This is a genomic window from Buttiauxella sp. JUb87, assembly GCF_004361975.1.
GTDB classification, from domain to species: domain Bacteria; phylum Pseudomonadota; class Gammaproteobacteria; order Enterobacterales; family Enterobacteriaceae; genus Buttiauxella; species Buttiauxella ferragutiae.
This window is the reverse complement of record NZ_SNVY01000002.1, coordinates 310702-331341: the sequence shown is the minus strand read 5'-3', so window position 1 is coordinate 331341 and position 20640 is coordinate 310702. Positions and strand designations below refer to the sequence as shown.

Annotated in this window: 20 protein-coding genes and 1 pseudogene; 10 read left to right on the top strand and 11 right to left on the bottom strand. The window is 50.7% G+C overall.

All coding sequences use genetic code 11. The annotated features are described in order from the left end of the window. Nucleotides 1-74: 74 nt before the first annotated feature. Nucleotides 75-1085: an inner membrane protein YhjD gene (gene yhjD / locus EC843_RS09835; protein WP_064542232.1), complete on the bottom strand. Its 1011-nt coding sequence runs from the start codon at nt 1083-1085 to the stop codon at nt 75-77. Nucleotides 1086-1140: 55 nt separating this feature from the next. Next, the gene (locus tag EC843_RS09830; RefSeq protein ID WP_064542234.1) at nt 1141-2040 is read right to left on the bottom strand and encodes a LysR family transcriptional regulator; all 900 of its coding nucleotides are present in this window, start codon (nt 2038-2040) and stop codon (nt 1141-1143) included. A 119-nt stretch (nt 2041-2159) separates the two neighbouring features. Between EC843_RS09830 and EC843_RS09825 the strand changes: the two genes are divergently transcribed. Next, entirely contained in the window at nt 2160-2918 is a 759-nt protein-coding gene (locus tag EC843_RS09825; protein WP_133522167.1) for an SDR family oxidoreductase, read from the top strand. A 96-nt stretch (nt 2919-3014) separates the two neighbouring features. Here EC843_RS09825 and EC843_RS09820 read toward each other — a convergent pair whose 3' ends face one another. Next, the gene (locus tag EC843_RS09820) at nt 3015-3542 is read right to left on the bottom strand and encodes a GNAT family protein (RefSeq protein ID WP_121815718.1); all 528 of its coding nucleotides are present in this window, start codon (nt 3540-3542) and stop codon (nt 3015-3017) included. A gap of 208 nt (nt 3543-3750) precedes the next feature. After that, complete coding sequence (locus EC843_RS09815; protein WP_074388507.1) at nt 3751-3924, bottom strand: DUF1127 domain-containing protein; 174 nt, start codon at nt 3922-3924, stop codon at nt 3751-3753. Nucleotides 3925-4100: 176 nt separating this feature from the next. Between EC843_RS09815 and EC843_RS09810 the strand changes: the two genes are divergently transcribed. The 3 genes and pseudogenes from EC843_RS09810 (at nt 4101) to EC843_RS25000 (ending at nt 7092) form a co-directional block, all read left to right on the top strand. After that, complete coding sequence (locus EC843_RS09810) at nt 4101-5519, top strand: PLP-dependent aminotransferase family protein (protein ID WP_064542240.1); 1419 nt, start codon at nt 4101-4103, stop codon at nt 5517-5519. A 102-nt stretch (nt 5520-5621) separates the two neighbouring features. Next, nucleotides 5622-6272, top strand: a pseudogene (locus EC843_RS25005) (STY4199 family HEPN domain-containing protein). Further along, complete coding sequence (locus EC843_RS25000; RefSeq protein ID WP_347813644.1) at nt 6184-7092, top strand: STY4199 family HEPN domain-containing protein; 909 nt, start codon at nt 6184-6186, stop codon at nt 7090-7092. Before EC843_RS25005 ends, EC843_RS25000 begins: the two are co-directional and overlap by 89 nt. Nucleotides 7093-7224: 132 nt before the next feature. Here the strand turns inward: EC843_RS25000 and EC843_RS09800 are convergent, their stop codons facing one another. From EC843_RS09800 to EC843_RS09785, 4 genes are all read right to left on the bottom strand, one after another. After that, entirely contained in the window at nt 7225-7557 is a 333-nt protein-coding gene (locus tag EC843_RS09800) for a hypothetical protein (protein WP_064542246.1), read from the bottom strand. Nucleotides 7558-7637: 80 nt separating this feature from the next. Then, nucleotides 7638-7898, bottom strand: a complete 261-nt coding sequence (locus tag EC843_RS09795) for a hypothetical protein (RefSeq protein WP_133522166.1) — start codon at nt 7896-7898, stop codon at nt 7638-7640. A 300-nt stretch (nt 7899-8198) separates the two neighbouring features. Next, the gene (gene gorA / locus EC843_RS09790; protein ID WP_064542251.1) at nt 8199-9551 is read right to left on the bottom strand and encodes a glutathione-disulfide reductase; all 1353 of its coding nucleotides are present in this window, start codon (nt 9549-9551) and stop codon (nt 8199-8201) included. A gap of 92 nt (nt 9552-9643) precedes the next feature. Then, the gene (locus tag EC843_RS09785) at nt 9644-10486 is read right to left on the bottom strand and encodes a 23S rRNA (adenine(2030)-N(6))-methyltransferase RlmJ (RefSeq protein WP_064542254.1); all 843 of its coding nucleotides are present in this window, start codon (nt 10484-10486) and stop codon (nt 9644-9646) included. A gap of 168 nt (nt 10487-10654) precedes the next feature. Here EC843_RS09785 and prlC point away from each other — a divergent pair, with 168 nt between their 5' ends. Further along, a complete protein-coding gene (gene prlC / locus EC843_RS09780; RefSeq protein ID WP_064542256.1) occupies nt 10655-12697 on the top strand; it encodes an oligopeptidase A in 2043 nt (680 codons plus the stop codon). A gap of 8 nt (nt 12698-12705) precedes the next feature. Further along, complete coding sequence (gene rsmJ, locus EC843_RS09775; RefSeq protein WP_121814683.1) at nt 12706-13458, top strand: 16S rRNA (guanine(1516)-N(2))-methyltransferase RsmJ; 753 nt, start codon at nt 12706-12708, stop codon at nt 13456-13458. Nucleotides 13459-13558: 100 nt separating this feature from the next. Here the strand turns inward: rsmJ and uspA are convergent, their stop codons facing one another. Then, entirely contained in the window at nt 13559-13996 is a 438-nt protein-coding gene (gene uspA / locus EC843_RS09770) for a universal stress protein UspA (RefSeq protein ID WP_034460563.1), read from the bottom strand. Between the two features lie 365 nt (nt 13997-14361). Between uspA and uspB the strand changes: the two genes are divergently transcribed. After that, on the top strand, nt 14362-14697 hold the full coding sequence (gene uspB / locus EC843_RS09765; RefSeq protein WP_064542541.1) for a universal stress protein UspB: 336 nt from the start codon (nt 14362-14364) through the stop codon (nt 14695-14697). A gap of 78 nt (nt 14698-14775) precedes the next feature. On the opposite strand, the gene pitA is transcribed toward uspB, so the two are convergent. Next, entirely contained in the window at nt 14776-16278 is a 1503-nt protein-coding gene (gene pitA / locus EC843_RS09760) for an inorganic phosphate transporter PitA (RefSeq protein WP_064542262.1), read from the bottom strand. Nucleotides 16279-16507: 229 nt separating this feature from the next. On the opposite strand from pitA, the gene EC843_RS09755 reads away from it, so the two are divergent. The 3 genes from EC843_RS09755 to EC843_RS09745 all read left to right on the top strand — a co-directional run bounded on the left by EC843_RS09755 (nt 16508) and on the right by EC843_RS09745 (nt 19864). Beyond that, complete coding sequence (locus tag EC843_RS09755) at nt 16508-17701, top strand: NAD(P)/FAD-dependent oxidoreductase (RefSeq protein ID WP_121814684.1); 1194 nt, start codon at nt 16508-16510, stop codon at nt 17699-17701. 134 nt (nt 17702-17835) lie between these two features. After that, nucleotides 17836-18390 (top strand): hypothetical protein, encoded by a 555-nt coding sequence (locus EC843_RS09750; RefSeq protein WP_064542544.1) that lies wholly within the window; start codon nt 17836-17838, stop codon nt 18388-18390. A 241-nt stretch (nt 18391-18631) separates the two neighbouring features. Beyond that, the gene (locus EC843_RS09745) at nt 18632-19864 is read left to right on the top strand and encodes an MFS transporter (RefSeq protein ID WP_232886991.1); all 1233 of its coding nucleotides are present in this window, start codon (nt 18632-18634) and stop codon (nt 19862-19864) included. 6 nt (nt 19865-19870) lie between these two features. Here the strand turns inward: EC843_RS09745 and EC843_RS09740 are convergent, their stop codons facing one another. After that, complete coding sequence (locus EC843_RS09740) at nt 19871-20575, bottom strand: LuxR C-terminal-related transcriptional regulator (protein WP_064542271.1); 705 nt, start codon at nt 20573-20575, stop codon at nt 19871-19873. Nucleotides 20576-20640: the final 65 nt, after the last annotated feature.

The following is a 20640-nucleotide window of genomic DNA, read 5'->3' as shown; positions in this document are numbered from 1 at the left end:
TCCTGGTCAGGTATCGGGATTAGGGATTGCCCGCGTTGGGCAAACCCTAATCATGACAGGAAAGAATGACAGAATTATTTATGCGTTTTGCCCGGCATACGCGGGTCATCTTTGTATTCGGCGGTGGCAATCCACGCGGCGCAGAACAGCGTCAATCTGGCGAAGAAATAGAAAAATGCCATTAAACCTAAGACCGAACCAAACGCCGCGCCAGAAGGGGATTTAATCAGCGCAGGCAGGCTGTAAGTCATGATGATTTTGATCACTTCAAAGCCAATGGCTGCAATCAATGTGCCGCGCATCAGCGCTTTTTTACGCGGGCGGTGGCGTGGCAGTCGCCAGAAAATCCAGAAGAACAGCAGGTAGTTAGCAGAAATAGAAATAACCAGCCCGACCAGATGCCAGACCGGTTTTAACCACTCGATGCCGTCGAGATGCAGCAGGCCAATCAGCATGGTTTGCGCGGAACCGGCAACGGAAGTGATGGATAACGTCACGACCAGCGCAACCAGCAAACCTATCAATGACACCAAATCACGCAGATACTTGGTCCAGAATTTCTCCTGGTCTTGCGCTGTCCGCTCCCACTTATCCCGCGATTGCGCGCGCACTGCTTCACGCAAATTGCCCATCCAGTTAATACCGGAATAGAGCGCAATCAGCAGGCCGACCAGGCCGACTGTGGTGCGCTGTTGCACCGCCGTATTGATGGTGTTTTGCAACGTCGCGGCAAGTGTTGGCTCGCTAACGTTGGCGAGGATTTTTTCGAAAATCTCCTCCAGCAGCGTGGGGTGCGAGGCGAGGATATAACCGGCGGCAGCAAACGCCACCATCAGAATTGGGATGAGCGACAGGAACGAAAAATAGGTAATTGCCGCGCCAAACTGGTTCCCCATGCGGTCATTAAACCGTTCGGCTGCCCTTATCAGGTGCGCAACAACAGGGTTACGCTCGACACGCCCGACAGTGTTATTCACGCTGTCGATGGTTTTATTGACCTTCTCATTACTGGTTTTGATTTTGACTATCGGCTCATAGTCGAGTGTTTCCGTTGGGCGTTTTTCGGTGTTATCCGGCACTGTCATCAGGTGATTTTTCCTTTTGTTTTAGCAGGATCTTAAAGAAAGTATAGCGGGGATGCTAATCAACATACCCTTTCACCAGCCCGGTCAGCCACTCCATAAACAAATGAACACGGCGAGAGAGGTTGCGGCGATGGGGATAAAGCAGCGAAACAGGCATCGGTTCGGCGCGGTATTGCGGCAGGATTTCCACCAGTTTTTTACTCTTGAGCTGGTCTTTAACGCCGATGCGCGGTGCCTGAATAATCCCAAGCCCGGCAAGGCACGCCGCTTGATAGGTTTCGGTGCTATTCACGGTGATGACGCCACCGGTTTTTATCCAGCGGGTAGTTTTATCGAGAAAAACTTCAAAGCCTTGCGGACGGCTACCGAGGTTTGGCGCGTAATGCACCACCGCGTGAGACGCGAGATCGTCAAGGTTTTCCGGATAACCAAAACGCTCCAGATAATCGGGGCTGGCGCAGTTAATTAAAGAGAGTTTCCCCAATGGCCGTGCAACCAGGCCTGAATCTTTAAGCTGCCCCACGCGCACCACGCAATCGAACCCTTCGCGCACCACATCCACTATGCGATCGCTGCTGCTCAACTCAAGTTCAATACCAGGATACTGCTGTAAGAAGGCGGGAAGTTTGGGGATCACCAAATTTTTTGCCACCCCAACGGGCATATCCACACGCAAGCGCCCGCTAACACTGCTGGGGTCATGCAGGAATAGCCCGTCGAGTTCGTCAAGATTGGCTAATAGATCACGGCAACGCTCGTAATAAACCATGCCGTCTTGCGTCAACTGCACACGCCGCGTGGTGCGATGCAATAACCTTGTTCCCAGCATGCCTTCTAGCGCCTGAATTTGCCGCGATACGCTACCTTTAGGAAGGCCCAGAGTATCTGCTGCGCGAGAAAAACTCTCCAGTTCAGCCACTCTAATGAATAACTGCATTGCTTGTATTTTATCCACTTTTTTCTCGCATTGTTGTTGTCAGTGAAACAGTGATGCGCAATTTGCACTCTTTATTGATTTTGTAGCAGCTAATAAGCTGTATCTCAATCACCGAACAGTCATCGAAGGGGTAAATCATGAGTCAACCAATCGCATTAGTGACCGGCGGCAGCCGTGGATTAGGTAAAAACGCAGCTTTGAAGCTAGCGGCGCGCGGCGTGAATATAATTCTGACTTACAACAGCCAGCATCAAGAAGCGCTCAATGTGGTGCGTGAAATTGAGCTAACTGGCGTGAAAGCGGTGGCAATTCAATTGAATGTCGCCGAAAGTGCTGGCTTTAGCGTTTTTGCAACTGAAGTAAAGCAACAGTTGCATGATGTCTGGCAGCGCGACTCGTTTGATTGTTTATTAAACAATGCTGGAACGGGTATCGATACGCTGTTCGAAAAAACAACAGAGCAACAATTTGATGATTTAATGAACATCCATTTGAAGGGGCCATTCTTCCTGACTCAGCAGTTGCTGCCACTGATTAAAAACGGCGGGCGCATCCTGAATGTGTCGACGGGGTTAACGCGTTTTACACTGCCGGGAAAAGCGGCTTACGCCGCAATGAAAGGGGCGATGGAAGTGCTGACGAAGTACCAGGCTAAAGAGCTGGGTGCGCGCGGAATTGCGGTCAATATCATTGCACCTGGCGCGATTGCCACCGACTTTGGCGGCGGTGTGGTGCGTGACAATGAACAAGTGGCCAATGCTATCGCTTCACAAACCGCTCTGGGCCGCGTTGGGCAACCGGATGATATTGGTGATGCGATTGCGGTGCTGCTGAGTGATGAAAGCCGCTGGATGAATGCGCAGCGCATTGAGGTTTCTGGCGGGATGTTCTTGTAAGCCTGGGCCGCGGTTATGTCGGATGACGCTAACGCTTATCCGACCTACAAAACCGCTTTCGTAGGGTGGATTAGCGCAAGCGATATCCACCGTGTTTTATTGGAACTCGCTGCGCAACAAGCCAAAAATCCAGTCGTCTTGCCAGATCCCGCCAAGAAAGTAATTTTCGCGCAGTATCCCTTCTGGCTGAAAACCTGCTTTTTCCAGCACCTTCTTTGAACCTATATTGCCTACCGTTACTGTCGCGGTCAGTTTGCGCATCGCGCATTTTTCAAAGGCAAACCGGCACACGGTATGCAGCGATTCATAACCGTAACCTTGCCCGTGAAAGAGCGGGTCGAGGATAAAGCCCACCTCCGCCATGTCGTCGTCACCGCGGACAAAACCGGTGAAGCCAATCAGCGTCCCGTCATGTTTATCGCGCATCGCAAGACACAACCAATGGCGGCTGTGTAATTCCCAGCGCACCAGGCGTGAATTAAATATCTGGCGGATTTCCGCCTCTTTGCGGTTATCAGAGACATAACGCATCACGACGGGGTCTTGTTGTAGCCGTAAAAAGCTCGACCAGTCCTGCTCGCTGATTTGCGTTAAGTTCAGTCGTGGTGTGGAGAGTGAAAGCATGTTGATCGCTCTGCTATGTGGGTACACATAAACATTACATATACCCATCATACTTCAAGTTGCATTTTTGTTGGCTACGCTTACTCACCCGCATCACTTACTTGTGTTAGCTCATCGGGACTCGCTCGCTTGCCGTCGCGATGCATCTTGAATTATTTTGGGCATAGCAAAAAATAACGGCGCCAATATTTAGCACCGTTATTAAGTGTTATTGCCAGCGTGATAAATCATCCGTTGTCAGTCCAATATCGCGTAATTGTTCCTTATTCAGCCCTTTTAGTACGCGCGCCGTCTGGCGTTGTAACCAGCGTTGCCGGAAATAATGATAAATCATCACAAAACCATAAAACGGTTTGCGCGGACGGTTTTCTTCAAAGCCCATGATGTTGCTCCTCTTGTCAGTTCGAGGTTCATCATGCGCCGCCATACAGATAGCCGACAGATTCAAATATTACTTTTATTTAACATACAGAAGCGCTAAAACATGAACTGAATGGCAAGTTTATCGTCACTCTGTACTGGTTTTACTGTCTGTATGGTTGATTAAGAGGATACAGCATGACGCGCTACCAACATCTGGCCACTTTACTGGCCGAACGTATTGAACAAGGGCTGTATCGCAGTGGCGAGCGCTTACCGTCGGTGCGCAGCCTGAGCAGTGAACATGGCGTCAGTATTAGCACCGTACAGCAGGCTTATCATCTTCTTGAAGACAAACAGCTGATTTCACCGCAGCCACGTTCCGGTTATTTCGTCACACAACGCAAAGCACAACCGCCCGTTCCACAACTGACTCGCCCGGTACAGAGGCCGGTTGAGATCACGCAGTGGGACGCTGTGCTTGAGCAACTTGTTGCCCGTGAGGCAGGCGATATTGTCGCTTTTGGTAGCGGTGCGCCGGATGTGACACAACCAACCATCAAACCGTTATGGCGTGAACTCAGCCGTATTGCGCAATATCAGCAACCCGAATTGCTCGGCTATGACAGCATTCATGGTATGCGCACGCTGCGCGAGCAAATTTCCCGCCTGATGCTGGATAGCGGTTGTGTGGCATCGGCTGACGATATTCTGATTACCACCGGTTGTCATGAAGCCTTGTCGATTGCCATCCGAGCGGTCTGCGAGGCGGGCGACATCGTGGCGGTGGAGTCTCCATCATTTCATGGCACCATGCAGATGCTGCGGGCATTTGGTATTAAAGTTGTTGAAATACCAACGGATTCTGTGACAGGGATCAGCGTGGAAGCACTAGAGTTAGCGCTGGAACAGTGGCCGATTAAAGCGGTAATACTGGTGCCAAACTGCAATAACCCACTCGGGTTTATCATGCCGGATGCTCGTAAAAAAGCGGTGCTGAATCTCGCGCAACGTTTTGATATTGCCATCATTGAGGATGATGTTTACGGCGAGCTGGCCTATGAATATCCCCGCCCGATGACCATCAAGTCGATGGATGTCGATGGCCGAGTGCTGTTGTGTAGCTCTTTTTCTAAAACGCTGGCGCCAGGTTTGCGTGTCGGCTGGATTGTACCGGGCCGCTATCTTGACCGTGCTTTGCACATGAAATACATCGTCACCGGCAGCACTTCGACCTTTGCACAACTCGCGGTGGCGGAGTTTATTCGTAACGGCAACTACCATCGCCACCTGCGGCGGATGCGCCAACTTTATCAACGTAATCTCGAGGATTTTACCTGCCATGTGCGGCACTATTTCCCGTGCGGTATCTGCGTCAGTCGCCCACAGGGCGGCTTTATGATGTGGGTTGAGCTACCGGAAAATATCGATATTGTGCCGATTTGCTGTGCACTGCGCGAAGAGCATATTCATATTGCGGTGGGGTCTTTGCTTTCAGCATCCGGGAAGTATCGTAATTGTTTGCGCCTCAATTACGCCATGCCGTGTGATGCAGCCACCGAAGCGGCGCTGCGTAAAACGGGTGAAGCGTTAAATCAGGTAGTCGAAAACGCGTAGTTTTCCCTCTCTTTTATGGCCATTGTGCAGGTAACTGTTGCGTTAGTCTGTTGCGTAATAGCGCCTTTCTAGTCAGGCGCTCGTACCCAATAAAGGATAACCATGACCAGCACTGCACAGTTGCTGATGCGGGATAAATTTGAGACTTGCCTGAGCGTTTGCCGCCAGGCGTCATTGCAAATCCTGCCACTGCTTTCTATCAAAGCCTCTGAAGGCAAAGATCCGCAATGGTTTTTTCAACAGCTTGAGCAGGCTCGCCTGGCGCTGGGTAGTTGGATGGAGGTAGCAAAGCGGTTAAACCTTAACGATGCGGAGCTTTCGCAGTTCACCCTACTGTTGCGCCATTTCCAGCAGTTGGTGCCGCAATATGAAAGCGGCCAGGAAATCAGCCATAACCAACTTATTTCCGCACTGCGTTTCGTCAGTTATCTCGAGCTGGTACGCCTGAGGCAGCCACTACTGGGTTATTCAACCGATCTCGACACCCATAGTGAAGCGCAGCAACAAAAAGCGTTACGCCAGATGCGCGCGCTGGAATTAATGCTGCGAGGGATGATTAATAAATGTTATCCCAGCCAATCACTATGCCGAAATACTTCACAGCTCACCGCAGCTGAATCTATTTATTGATCAACGTAAAACACTACAAACCTTCCTCGACGACGTGCGTGAAATTCGCAATAACCTCATTCAACAACCGCCACTCACTTCTGTGCAACTCGTTTTACTGGATAGCTATTACCACGAATGTAGTGCGGCGGTTCAGCGTGCCTTTGATGAAGGGCGGACAACAGTAAACCCATCCGCACTGATGGCTGCTGATGACGCTCAGTTACAAGCATTTATTGAGCTGGCGCAGAAAAAATATCGCGAAGCGGGGCGTGATACGGAAGAAGTGCGTGACACCATTGATCACCCCGACTTGCGGCATAGCAAAAAAAAGCAGGATACCGGTGAAACGCTACGCATGATGATGTGGTGCGTGCCAGGTATCGCGGTGATTAGCATCGCTATTTTCGGCATGTACTTTCTGAGTGATCTTACAAATGACCCCGCGCTGGCACAACGTGAGGCGGCGAAAGTGACCGCAATTGATTCACTGCCGCTAAGCGAGAGTGCGCGTGAAAAGCTGGCGAATATTGGCATCACATGGGAAGAGGGTAATTTGCGATCGGCCATTGAGCGTGGCGATTCTACTGTGGTGCGTTTGTTCATGCAAAGCGGCATGAACTGGAAAGTCTATTACACCGAATCCGCGCTGGCCGCAGATTACCGCGATGCACTCTACGCTTTGCTGCAATACCGTTCGCAAATGGATGAAGAACGCCCGTGCCGGCGCATGGTAAGGACTATCAGCCAGGCGATGAACGACGGGCAAAGTCTCACTTCGCTACGTAAACAATTTCTGCAAACGTTTTGCCGTAACCCTGAGGTTATCGAGTGGCAGAAAGAAGATTTAGAACGAGCAAAACAACGGTTAAGTGCGCAACAACAACGCAATTCTGAGCCAGCCGAAAGCGACGCAAAACGTGCTGTGGAGATTCAGAAAGCGATTTACGATGCGATACGTTGAAAACAACGGACCGATTTTGTAGGTCGGATAAGCGATAGCGTCATCCGACACTTTTATCTGTAACAACGGGCACAAAGGGTGGGTGACGCTATCAATTATCCACCCTTTAACACCCGATCTCAGGCTTCAGGATCAGTGAGACGCTTCGCCGATCAGCGCACCGCCGCCTGCACCTACTGCCGCACCTTTCAACACGCTATTGCCGGTTGCGGCTGCCGCAACGCCACCCACAGCAGCACCAATTGCGCCGCCTTTGCGAGCTGCTTTACCGGTGTCTCCGCTCTTGAACATAGCACCTGTACCGCCGCCGACAACCGCGCCACCCACGGTGCTTTTCACGCTTTTACCAGTCGCGGCACCAATTGCAGCACCGGCGAGTGCGCCACCCGATGTTTTATCAAGAGCCAATACGTTGCCTGAAAAAGCGAAAGATAAAATCAATAAACCTGGAATATATTTTTTCACTAACTTGTCCTCCTGGACATAAATATGCGCATTCACTCGCGCTTCGATTTTATTCTGCTCAGCCTTGGAAATTGCCAGTTTTAATATTTAATATCGCGTGCTTCCTGGCGGCCATCTTGTTTGCTTTGGCGTTTATCCTGGCGACAATCATGATTGCTTTTATCATTACTGACCACACAAGAACGTTTATCCTGCCGTGCATCTTGACGCGTGTCCTGACGAGTATCCCGAGCTTCGCGGCGTTGCTGGCCTTGGGTTGTTGCATTTGCAGCACTAATAGATAGTGTTGACATAAGCACTATGCCGGTCAGTATACCAACGAGGGTATATGTCTTGTTCATTAGATAATTCCTGGAATATAAGTGATACGATCCGAATAAATCAAAATTGAAGCAAAAAAAAACCTAAGCAGTATAAGTTCGTCAGTTATGTCTAAATGTAACCAAATAGTTTGAAATATATATTATTTTGCACTTATACGGGTTTTATTGCATTTCCAAATAAGAATTAATGAGTTAGCGTTTTGATTATTTGAGCTGGTTTTTTGCGAGGTGGGCTGATGCAGGCATTAAAAAGGCCGTGGATATTAAGATCCACAGCCTGATTATTTTTTTCCCGTCTTTGCAAGACGAAAGCGTAATTTAGCGCATAGTCACGAATTCTTCCGAACCAGTCGGATGAATTGCCACGGTGTTATCGAAGTCTTTCTTAGTCGCACCCATTTTCAGTGCCACCGCAAAGCCTTGCAGCATTTCATCCATACCGTAGCCGATACCGTGAATGCCAACAATCTTCTCATCCGGGCCTGCGCAAACCAGCTTCATGCGGCATGGTTGGCGGTGCGAAGTCACAGCGGTGTACATCGCGGTGAAGGACGATTTATAGACTTTCACGTTGTCGTCGCCGTATTGCTCACGCGCTTGTGGCTCGGTTAAACCGACCGTGCCGATTGGCGGGTGGCTGAACACTACTGTTGGCACGTTGCTGTAATCCAGATGCTCATCCGGCTTGTTGTTAAACAAACGCTCAGACAGACGACGGCCTGCCGCTACGGCAACTGGCGTCAGTTCCACCGCACCGGTGTTATCGCCCACGGCATAAATGCCCGGCACGCTGGTGTTCTGGAATTTATCGACTTCGATATAACCTTTGGCGTTGGTTTTCACACCGGTCGCCGCCAGGTTGAAGTTGTCCGTTTCTGGTTCGCGGCCAATCGCCCAAATCAGGCAATCTACCGTTTCGGAACGGCCATCTTCCAGATGCAGAGTCAGGCTGCCATCGGCATTCTTCTCAATGGCTTTTGGCACCGCCTGGGTGTGCAGCGTCGGGCCTTCGGTGTTAATCACTTCCAGCAGCGTTTCGACAATCAGCGGATCAAAAGTACGTAGCGGCGCGTGTTGGCGCACAAACAGGTGAGTTTCGGAACCCAGCGCGTTCACCACACCAGCGATTTCAACCGCGATGTAGCCTGCGCCCACTACAGCAATGCGTTTTGGCAGCGCGGGTAGTGCGAAGAAACCATCGGAATCAATACCAAATTCTGCACCTGGAATCGACGGGCGGCTTGGACGGCCACCGGTGGCAATCAGGATGTGGTCTGCGGTAATGGTTTCGCCGTTGACTTCCACGGTGTGCGCGTCGACAAATTTGGCAAAGCCACGAATCACGTCAACGTTGTTTTTACCCAGCACGTTGTCGTAAGAGGTGTGGATGCGGTCGATATACGCGGTACGGCTGGCGATCAGTTTGTCCCAGTCGAACTTATTGACGGTGGTATCAAAACCATAATCCGGACCGTAGTTGTGGATAGCTTCGGCGATTTGCGCCGCATGCCACATGACTTTTTTCGGTACGCAACCCACGTTGACGCAGGTACCGCCCAGCTCTTTCGCCTCAATCAGTGCGCATTTCTTTCCATACATTGCCGCACGGTTAATGGAGGCAATACCGCCGCTGCCGCCGCCAATGGCGAGGTAGTCATAATGTTTGGTCATGATGTTTCCCTTTTGAGTCGAAAAATATGCGCGATTGTAGCGCGCCGAGAAATTTTAGAGCGAAGGTTCCACCGATAGCTGTAATAGCCGGTTTACTCAGGCACAACCCAGCTCAGAGTGGTAGACCCGGTGCCAGCCGGAACCAGGGTTTTATGCAGCCACGGCAGTACATTAGCCATTTGCTGCTCGAGTTTCCACGGTGGGTTGATAACAATCATGCCTGAAGCTGTCATGCCGCGGCGGTCGCTGTCTGGCAGAACGGCCAGCTCGATTTGCAGAATACGGCGAATACCGGTTTCTTGCAGTTCGCGCAGCATACGTTTGATTTGCTGGCGCATAACCACCGGATACCACAGCGCATAAGTCCCTGTAGCAAAACGCTTATAGCCTTCGTTAATGCCTGTCACAACGGCCTGGTAGTCGGTTTTAATCTCGTACGGCGGGTCGATAAGAATCAGACCACGGCGTGAAACTGGCGGCAGTTTTGACTTCAACTGGGTGTAACCGTCCGCACGTTCAACGCGAGCGCGGTTGTCTTTCTGGAATTCAGAACGCAGCAGCGGGAAATCTGATGGGTGCAGTTCGGTCAGTTGCAGGCTGTCTTGCTCGCGCAAAAGCTGGCGCGCAATCAGCGGGGAGCCTGGGTAGTAACGCAGTTGGCCGCTGTGGTTATAAGCTTTAACCGCACCGATGTATGCTTCAAGTTCAGCAGGCAAATCATCGTGTTGCCAGATGCGGCCGATACCTTCCAGGTACTCACCGGTACGCTCGGCGTGCTCGCTGCTCAGTTTGTATCGGCCAGCGCCTGCGTGAGTATCCAGATACAGAAAAGGCTTATCCTTCTCTTTTAAGGATTCAATAATCAGACTTTGAACGGTGTGTTTCAGTACGTCGGCGTGGTTGCCGGCGTGAAAGCTGTGGCGATAACTGAGCATGGCTTGAAGGGTTTCCAAAGACAAAAGAAGAACAACTATTCTGCACAGTATACAGCCTTATGCTCACCGCCTGGCATTGAAATTAACTACACTAAGCCTCATGTTAAAAGGTATTGCTTTTTAGCGCGCCTGGCGCGCTTCACTTATCAGACATCAGGAACCGCGCTTATGACCAATCCATTGTTGACGCCTTTCGACCTGCCGCCATTTTCCGCTTTGAAACCTGAACATATTGTCCCTGCCGTGCAGCAAGCGCTGGATGATTGCCGTGCGAAAGTCGAAAGTGTGGTGGCGCAGGGCGCACCTTATAACTGGGATAATCTTTGCCAGCCGCTGGCTGAAGTGGACGACCGTCTGGGGCGTATTTTCTCGCCGGTCAGCCATTTGAATTCAGTACAAAACAGTCCAGAACTGCGTGAAGCCTACGAGCAGACGCTGCCGTTGCTGTCCGAATACAGCACCTGGGTGGGTCAACACGAAGGGCTTTATCAGGCATACCGCAACCTGCGTGATGGCGCGTATTACGCGGATCTTAGCGTTGCAGAGAAGAAGGCCGTGGATAACGCACTGCGTGACTTCGAGCTGTCTGGCATTGGTTTGCCAGAAGAAAAACAGAAGCGTTATGGCGAAATCGCGGCGCGCTTGTCTGAACTGGGTTCGACCTACAGCAACAACGTGCTGGATGCGACTCAGGGCTGGACCAGGCTGATTACCGATGATGCCGAGCTTTCTGGTATGCCGGAGAGCGCCATGGCGGCTGCTCGTGCGCAGGCCGAAGCCAAAGAACAAGACGGCTGGTTGCTGACGCTGGATATCCCAAGCTATTTGCCGGTGCTGACTTACTGCGACAACCGCGAACTGCGTGAAGAAATGTACCGCGCCTATGCGACTCGCGCCTCCGATCAAGGCCCGAATGCCGGTAAGTGGGACAACACGCCGGTAATGGAAGAGATTCTGGCGCTGCGCCACGAACTGGCGGAACTGCTGGGTTTTGGTAACTACGCTGAAAAATCCCTCGCCACCAAAATGGCTGAAAACCCGCAGCAGGTGCTGGAGTTCTTAACCGATCTCGCGAAACGTGCGCGTCCACAGGGCGAAGCGGAACTGGCGCAACTGCGTGCGTTCACCCAAAAAGAATTTAACGTCACCGAGCTGGAACCGTGGGACATCACCTATTACAGCGAAAAACAGAAACAGCATTTGTATAGCATCAGCGACGAGCAACTGCGCCCGTACTTCCCGGAAGACCGCGCGGTAAACGGTTTGTTCGAAGTGGTGAAACGCATTTACGGCATCACCGCCAAAGAGCGTAAAGATATCGACGTCTGGCATTCTGATGTGCGTTTCTTCGAGCTGTACGACGAGAAAAATGAGTTGCGCGGTAGCTTCTACCTCGACTTGTATGCCCGTGAAAACAAGCGCGGCGGGGCGTGGATGGATGATTGCGTCGGCCAGATGCGCAAAGCTGATGGCTCGCTGCAAAAACCTGTCGCTTACCTGACCTGTAACTTTAATCGCCCGGTCAATGGCAAACCGGCGCTGTTCACTCACGATGAAGTGATCACCCTGTTCCATGAGTTCGGCCACGGTCTGCACCATATGCTGACTAAAGTCGAAACCGCGGGCGTTTCTGGCATTAACGGTGTGCCGTGGGATGCGGTCGAGTTGCCGAGCCAGTTTATGGAAAACTGGTGCTGGGAGCCGGAAGCGCTGGCGTTTATCTCCGGCCATTACGAAACCGGCGAGCCACTGCCAAAAGAGCTGCTGGATAAAATGCTGGCAGCGAAGAACTACCAGGCCGCGCTGTTTATTCTGCGTCAGCTTGAGTTCGGCTTGTTCGACTTCCGGCTGCATGCGGAATTTAACCCAGAGCAGGGCGCGAAAGTGCTGGAAACGCTGTACGAAATCAAGAAGCTGGTTGCGGTTGTGCCGTCACCGAAGTGGGGCCGTTTCCCACATGCGTTCAGCCATATCTTTGCTGGCGGTTATGCAGCGGGTTACTACAGCTATCTGTGGGCCGATGTGCTGGCGGCGGATGCGTTCTCACGTTTTGAAGACGAAGGTATTTTCAACCGCGAAACTGGGCAGTCTTTCCTCGATAACATCCTGACCCGTGGCGGTTCTGAGGAACCAATGGAGCTGTTCAAACGCTTCCGTGGCCGCGAACCGCAGCTGGATGCGATGCTGGCTCATTACGGCATCAAGGGCTGATTTATTCTGTGAAAATCTGCCTGATAACTGAAACAGGCGCCGACTCCGGCGCCTTATCTATTTTGAGTGAACGCTGGGGGCTCGAGCATGATGAAGAGTCCCTGATGGCGTTGGTCTTAACGGCTGAACACCTTGAGCTGCGTAAACGCGATGAGCCAAAACTCGGCGGTATTTTTGTCGATTTTGTCTCGGGAGCGATGGCACATCGTCGTAAGTTTGGCGGTGGGCGCGGCGAAGCGGTAGCGAAAGCGGTGGGAATTAAGAGCGGTTATCTGCCCAATGTGGTGGATGCTACGGCGGGGTTGGGGCGCGATGCGTTTGTGCTGGCGTCCGTTGGCTGCCGCGTGCGGATGCTGGAGCGCAATCCGGTGGTTGCCGCGTTGCTGGATGATGGTTTGCGCCGTGGTTACCAGGATGCCGAAATCGGCGGCTGGTTGCAGGAACGTTTGCAGCTGATTCACGCCTCAAGTCTGACGGCATTAAGTGATATTACTCCGCGCCCGGAAGTGGTCTATCTCGACCCGATGTTCCCGCATAAGCAGAAAAGTGCGCTGGTGAAGAAAGAGATGCGCGTGTTCCAGTCGTTGGTGGGGCCGGACGAAGATGCTGATGGTTTGCTGGAACCTGCAAGGAGGCTTGCAACAAAACGCGTGGTCGTGAAACGCCCGGATTACGCGCCGCCGCTGGCGGGTGTGGAAACGCATAACGCGGTGGTCACCAAAGGCCATCGCTTTGATATTTATTCGGGTACGGCTGTTTAAACAACCCTCACCCCGACCCTCTCCCTGAGGGCGAGGGGGAAACCATACTATTCCCTCTCCTGGGGGAGAGGGTTAGGGTGAGGGCTAAAAAGTTTTAAGCTTAATCTTCGTCTTCGTCACGCAATGGAACAATCAACATATCAACGTGAACGGTGTTGATCAGCTGACGAGCGGAAGACATCAGTTTGCTCCAGAAATCCTGGTGGTGACCACAGACCACTAAATCCATATCGTATTTCTTAATCGCATCCACCAGAACCTGGCCAAGATCGCCGCTGCCGCTCAGGGTTTCAGTGATTGGGTAACCCGCACCGGTAGACAGCTCGCTCAGTGCGTGGTGAGTTTCTTCAGAAATGCGTTTCTGCATATCACCCAAATTTACATCGATCAATCCGGTATAGAGATCGGAGTAATTTACATCGACATGAATCAGGGAAACCTTAGCGTTGTATGGACGAGCCATAGAAACTGCTTTTTCCACCAGTACTTTGCTCTCCGGGGAGAGGTCTACCGCGATCAGAATGTGTTTGTAAGCCATAATTTTACTCCTTCCATAAGTTGTCGATGACCAGCCTGGCCGGGTAACACGATGCCGCTAAATAACGTTACCCGCGTGTAAAGACCTAAATTGTAGATGATATTTCTACCCTATAGCGAACGATAGATATCGTAAATGTGTCATCGCCGTATACATTTAAGCTTTATATGGCCTTTATCGCTTTGATAAAGGTTAACGATGTGGCAAAAAAATTAACGGATCTCCTACACTATTAAATAAGCCGTTCCGAAATAGTAATGTGAACTGGATCGGTTTTTTGGGCTCGCTGAACGGTCTTTCTGGTTTTCGGGGTGAGAGGTTGCCCTGGAGTGATGTACTGGGGCTTCACCGGGAGGGGAATTATGATGATCAGCACCGTCGCGCTTTTTTGGGCGCTTTGTGTAGTTTGTGTGGTGAATATGGCGCGTTATTACTCATCTTTGCGCGCATTGCTGGTGGTACTGCGCGGATGCGATCCGCTGTTGTATCAATATGTCGATGGAGGCGGTTTTTTTACCTCTCACGGGCAGCCTAGCAAACAGATTCGCTTAGTGAGTTATATCTACGCCCAGCGTTATCTCGATCATCACGACGACGAGTTTATCCGCCGCTGTGAACGCCTGCGCCGCCAGTTTATTTTGACCAGCGCGTTGTGTGGGCTTGTGATGATTAGCCTGATCGGTTTGATGATTTGGCATTAGGGGTTTGAAAATAGCGCATAAAAAAGCGGGCCAGTATTCTGACCCGCTTTTTGTTGTTTCTATCTCACTGCTTCACGGTTAAATGAAGTGCAGTGAAATCCAGTAAAGAGTACCGGAAAGTACAATCGACACCGGCAAAGTGAACACCCAGGCCATCAGGATGTTGGTTACCGTTTTACGCTGCAAACCACCACCATCAACCACCATCGTCCCCGCTACGGAAGAAGAAAGTACGTGAGTGGTAGAAACCGGCATACCGGTGTAGCTCGCAATACCAATGGAGACGGCGGCGGTCACCTGCGCGGACATACCCTGCGCATAGGTCATGCCTTTCTTACCAATCTTCTCACCGATAGTTGTTGCCACACGACGCCAGCCGATCATGGTACCGATGCCGAGCGCCAGAGCGACCGCCATGATAATCCAGATTGGTGCGTACTCGATGGTATACAGCAAGTCAGTTTTCAGCTTTTTCAGGAAGCGCTTATCGTCCGGTTTGGTTTCCGGCAGCTTAGCGACTTTTTCTGAAGTGTCAGAGATACAAAGCAACAGACGGCGCATCTGGCTGCGCTGTTCAATATTCAGCTTATCGTAGCTGTCGATATTGCCCAGCAACTCTTTGGCACGCTGTACTGCAATCATGGCGCGGCTGGCATCGCAATGGAACTCAGCCGGTTTACCCTGGTCCTGCGTTTCTTCAGGAGTAGGAATGGCCGGGTTGAGATCAATCACGTGCTTAATCGCATCGCTGTGCAGCGCGTAGTATTGCTCCAGGTGGGTGATGGCATCACGAGTACGAGCGATGTCGTAACCGGAAGCATTCATATTCACCACAAAGCCCGCAGGCGCCACACCAATCAGCACCAGCATTATCAAACCAATGCCTTTCTGACCATCGTTAGCACCATGAGAGAAGCTCACGCCAATAGCGGAGATAATCAGGGCGATACGGGTCCAGAATGGTGGTTTTTTCTTGCCGTCTTGTTTTTCACGTTCAGCAGGTGTCAGGTGAATACGGCGGCGCTTCTTGGTGCCGCTCCAGTAGCGACGTAGCAAAAAGATTAACCCGCCCGCAACCACCAGACCCACAATTGGCGACAGGATCAACGACATGAAAATTCCAATTACTTTCGGAATATTCAGCGCATCAACCACCGAAGTACCGGTCATCAACGCGTTCGTCAAACCAATACCAATGATGGCACCGATAAGCGTATGGGAGCTGGATGCCGGCAGACCAAAATACCAGGTGCCGAGGTTCCAGATGATAGCGGCCAACAACATAGAGAACACCATGGCGAGGCCATGAGCGGACCCTACGTTCAACAGCAGATCGGTTGGCAACATATGCACAATCGCATACGCCACGCTCAATCCGCCGAGCAGAACGCCGAGGAAGTTAAATAACGCAGCCATTGCCACCGCCAGTTGCGATCGCATTGCACGCGTATAGATAACAGTTGCCACTGCATTCGCAGTGTCATGGAAGCCATTGATCGCTTCGTAGAAGAGAACAAATGCCAGGGCAAGTAATAACAAGAGCCCGGTATGTAGATCCAGGCCGGTAAACAGAAATTCCATAGACGTTACGCCATTGTGAGGACATGAACGCGGCGCATTATGTAAGACAACTCCGTAATGCGCCAACAGAAATATGGCCTTTTCTTGATGTTTGTTAGTTGAACGTCAAACATTGAAAAGATTTACATATTTGTTTTCAATCACCTGCAATTGTTAAGACGCATTTAGCTGGTGCGACCTGCCCGCTATCTTTACAATTCCTTTCATTAAGCATAGTCGGGAGTAGGTCGTGGGAAAGTTTGATGCCGTTATTATTGGTGCAGGTGCCGCAGGAATGTTCTGTGCAGCGATGGCGGGACAGGCAGGAAGCCGTGTTTTGCTTATCGATAACGGTAAAAAGCCAGGCCGTAAAATCCTGATGTCCGGAGGCGGGCGCTGCAACTTTACTAATCTTTATATCGAGCCTGCGGCATATCTCAGCCAAAACCCTCATTTTTGCAAATCTGCCCTTGCGCGTTATACCCAATGGGATTTTATCGACATGGTTGGTAAGCACGGTATCGCCTGGCATGAGAAAACGCTCGGCCAACTTTTTTGCGATGATTCCGCGCAGCAAATTGTCGATATGCTGGTGGCCGAATGTGAGAAAGGGCAAGTCATCACGCGCCTGCGCAGCGAGGTGTTAGGCATCGAACGTGACGAAAACGGCTATGCCATCCAATTAAATGGCGATACCGTTCAAGCGGCAAAATTAGTTATTGCGACCGGTGGGCTGTCAATGCCTGGCCTTGGAGCCACACCGTTCGGCTATAAAATTGCCGAGCAGTTTGGGCTGAAAGTGTTACCGACTCGCGCCGGTCTGGTGCCATTTACCCTTCACAAACCTCTGCTCGAACAATTACAGGTACTGTCTGGCGTTTCTGTACCGTCAGTGATCACGGCAGAAAACGGGGTCAGCTTCCGTGAAAGCTTGCTGTTTACCCATCGCGGCCTCTCTGGTCCTGCGGTATTGCAGCTTTCCAGTTACTGGCAACCTGGCGAGTTTGTGAGCGTTAACTTACTTCCTGATACCGATCTCGACGAGCTTCTCAACGAGCAGCGCAACGCGCACCCGAATCAAAGCCTGAAAAACACCTTAGGTATGGTGCTACCAAAACGTCTGGTGGAATGTTTGCAACAGCTCGGGCAAATTCCGGACGTTACGCTAAAACAACTCAACACCCGTCAACAAAGCGAATTGACCGACACCCTGCAAAACTGGCGTGTACAACCGAACGGCACCGAAGGTTATCGCACTGCGGAAGTGACGCTGGGCGGAGTGGACACTAAAGAACTCAGTTCGCGCACCATGGAAGCGCGTAATGTGCCTGGTCTCTATTTCATTGGTGAAGTGATGGACGTTAGCGGCTGGTTAGGTGGCTATAACTTCCAGTGGGCGTGGAGTTCCGCCTGGGCTTGTGCTCAGGATTTGGCTGGTGAGTGAACCATTCAATGTGGCGTAGTGAGGATTTTTAGTATGAAGATACAAGAAGAAGACCTGGTAAAATGGGAAACACAGAACATAAATGATAAATTCCTCACCTTATGTCCTCCCTGTATTTATTGAGAGTGTTCGTAATGAAAGAAAATCCGAACGAGTTTATCCGGCGCTGTGCATTCCATCAGAACATTAGTAGCCAACAAACCGGGTTCATATTTCTGCTGATACTTCCTCTTATGGGATTCAGTGGAATTATGCAGATCCCGCCTTCACCAAGTAACTCTTTGGAAGAAAATATCATCAGCATACTGCTAATATTATTAGTTCTGCTAACTTTGGCCGGAATAATATATGCATATATACAAGCAGGCAAAGCGGCCAAACTTGAGCGCATGAAAATAGCTGAAGCTGGTCAGGATGGTTTTTACATTGACATCTATAAAGAAGGGCTCACTTTCAATCTCTACGATGCTCAATACCGACTCTTTGACCTTAAACAAACATTTGTTGCATGGGAAGATTTTTCCCGTATAGGTCATCATAAAGGGAAGGGTATTGGAAATCGCTTCTTAGCGATCAATTTTTCAAACACCACGGTCATAATTTTAGAACAAAATATGCATGTAGATGATTTTAATATGATCAAAAACCTCAGTCTTATTCATGTGCCAGATGAAAGCTTAGCAATATAGGGCGCTGATTCTTAACAGGTAATATGCTGTTTTTTTATGATGTAGGATATTTTCCTTCTGCAAGCGGGCCCAGATATGGAATGGTCGGCAGGATTTGGGACAAACAGTTATGCACGTTGTAAAATCCAGGTTGACCTTTACCTGTATCCCAAGATTAAGTATGCAACTTTAATGTTATTTTCAATTTTAAGTATACAACTTTATTGTCACTCTACATTGGCGGGCAATTAAGGTGGATAAAGTGTCGGCAGCGATACATTCCAGGCGGGCATTTCACTACGCTGCGTTTCGCCATTTGTTTTTTGCTCGTCTATTGACCGTTCTGGGCAATGGAATTGCACCGATTGCTCTGGCTTTCGCGGTGCTGGATATGGGCGGAACGGCGGCCGATTTGGGGATTGTTATTGCCGCACGTTCAATCTTTAACGTCGCTTTCTTGCTGATTGGCGGGGTGCTTGCCGATCGCTATTCCAGAAGCAAAGTTCTGCTCTATTCATCGGTTATCGCCGCAATATCTCAGGCGATCGCTGCCTGTTTGGTGCTGGATGGCTCAGCAACAATCATGTTGCTGGCGGTGCTGGGCGCAATAAATGGTGCGGCGGCAGGGACCTCATTGCCCGCTTCACAATCCATGGTTCCACAAACTGTGCCGGTGCACAGTCTGCGTGAAGCCAATGCTTTTATTCAGTTGGGTATCTACGGCGGGACGGTGATTGGGGCGTCGTTAGGTGGCGTTCTCACCAGTCTGACAGGTCCTGGATGGGGCCTGATGGTGGATGCCGTAGGATTTGCCGCATCGGCACCTCTTTACCTGATGATTCGCACCAGCTTCGCCCAGCCACAAGGTTCGCAATCTAATATTCTTCAGGATTTAAAAGATGGCTGGACCGAGTTCATTTCGCGCACCTGGGTCTGGGCCATCGTGGTGCAATTTACCATTGTTAATGCGGCATTTAGCGGTGTGATGATGGTGCTCGGCCCGGTCGTGGCGGATTCCACATTTGGCCGGGCGGGCTGGGGAATGGCGATTGCTGCGCAAAGCGTTGGCTTGATCGTCGGTTCCTTTATTGCTCTGCGCTGGCGGCCACGGCGCGATTTATTGATCGGCACCATGCTGGTGATATTTTGCGCCGGGCCGATTGTTATTCTGGCGCTACTACCATCGACGGCACTACTGATGGCGGCGTTCTTTGTTGCCGGAGTCGGTTTTGGGTTGTTCGGCGTGGTCTGGGCGCAATCTTTGCAAACCCATATCCCACCGGAGAAACTGGCACGTGTGTATGCTTATGACGCGCTAGGTTCCTTCGTGGCGATTCCGATTGGCGAGCTTGCAGCGGGCCCGCTGGCGATGCACTACGGAAACTCCAGAGTCTTACTGGTTTCAGCCCTGGCAGTGGTGATAGCAACCGTTGCCGCAAGTTTCACGCCTGCTATCAGGCGGCTCGACAATTCGGTGCAAATCAGGGAGCACTAGCTAAAGTTATCCCTTTGCTGAGCAACAGGCTTTTTGCCCTGGTTGAAGAGCGGAGTTGAGTGGTATCACTTTCTTATCACTTACCACCGGTACTATCCGCCGGCAATAATAGGTTTCATCATTACGTGACGGCTCAATTTTGGTCTGAAGCTCCATAATGCTGGCGATAGTCCTGACTTCTGATAACGCAAAGAACAGTCTTCCAATACTGTGGGCGTTGGCTTTGAGCATAAATGACCGGCGATGAGCATAGACTGATTTGCAGTCAATCTTCAGTATGTCCTTAATCTCTTTGGTGCTTAATCCTGTTTCAACATACTCAATGATTTGCAATTCACGAGAAGTGGCTTTGTTGCGGTGACTCATTGATACACCCGTCATAAAACACTCTTTTCTCATGATTGCCGTCAGCGTCCTGAGCAGGCGTTCTTTTATATGTCTGTACGGCGCTTTACGATTAATGATCGTGTAATCATGAGAGGGCGACTGAAGGGATGGAATAATGCCATGAACCTTGTCATTTTTTACCACATAGATGAAATGACAATAGTTATTTTTTGCTAAGTGATCCAGAGCGCCTGGGTGCGACACATCGACGATACACATCCTGCCGTTGCACGGCATGTTCTGCATAATTCTCGCAGGAATATCGTCCAGTAATGCTCTGAAACCATTAATGAAATAATGGTCTGTTGATATAAGTTGAATCATAAATTAAAAGCCTAATACAGCGGTCAATATTTAGTTATAGGCTCGGCAGTATGTAAATTCAACAG

Excerpts from the sequence above, each read along its gene's own strand:
- yhjD (WP_064542232.1), bottom strand. The coding sequence starts at position 1,085 with ATGACAGTGCCGGATAACACCGAAAAACGCCCAACGGAAACACTCGAC.
- EC843_RS09825 (WP_133522167.1), top strand. The coding sequence starts at position 2,160 with ATGAGTCAACCAATCGCATTAGTGACCGGCGGCAGCCGTGGATTAGGT.
- EC843_RS09820 (WP_121815718.1), bottom strand. The coding sequence starts at position 3,542 with ATGCTTTCACTCTCCACACCACGACTGAACTTAACGCAAATCAGCGAG.
- EC843_RS09815 (WP_074388507.1), bottom strand. The coding sequence starts at position 3,924 with ATGGGCTTTGAAGAAAACCGTCCGCGCAAACCGTTTTATGGTTTTGTG.
- EC843_RS09810 (WP_064542240.1), top strand. The coding sequence starts at position 4,101 with ATGACGCGCTACCAACATCTGGCCACTTTACTGGCCGAACGTATTGAA.
- EC843_RS09795 (WP_133522166.1), bottom strand. The coding sequence starts at position 7,898 with ATGAACAAGACATATACCCTCGTTGGTATACTGACCGGCATAGTGCTT.
- gorA (WP_064542251.1), bottom strand. The coding sequence starts at position 9,551 with ATGACCAAACATTATGACTACCTCGCCATTGGCGGCGGCAGCGGCGGT.
- EC843_RS09785 (WP_064542254.1), bottom strand. The coding sequence starts at position 10,486 with ATGCTCAGTTATCGCCACAGCTTTCACGCCGGCAACCACGCCGACGTA.
- prlC (WP_064542256.1), top strand. The coding sequence starts at position 10,655 with ATGACCAATCCATTGTTGACGCCTTTCGACCTGCCGCCATTTTCCGCT.
- uspA (WP_034460563.1), bottom strand. The coding sequence starts at position 13,996 with ATGGCTTACAAACACATTCTGATCGCGGTAGACCTCTCCCCGGAGAGC.
- uspB (WP_064542541.1), top strand. The coding sequence starts at position 14,362 with ATGATCAGCACCGTCGCGCTTTTTTGGGCGCTTTGTGTAGTTTGTGTG.
- pitA (WP_064542262.1), bottom strand. The coding sequence starts at position 16,278 with ATGGAATTTCTGTTTACCGGCCTGGATCTACATACCGGGCTCTTGTTA.
- EC843_RS09750 (WP_064542544.1), top strand. The coding sequence starts at position 17,836 with ATGAAAGAAAATCCGAACGAGTTTATCCGGCGCTGTGCATTCCATCAG.
- EC843_RS09740 (WP_064542271.1), bottom strand. The coding sequence starts at position 20,575 with ATGATTCAACTTATATCAACAGACCATTATTTCATTAATGGTTTCAGA.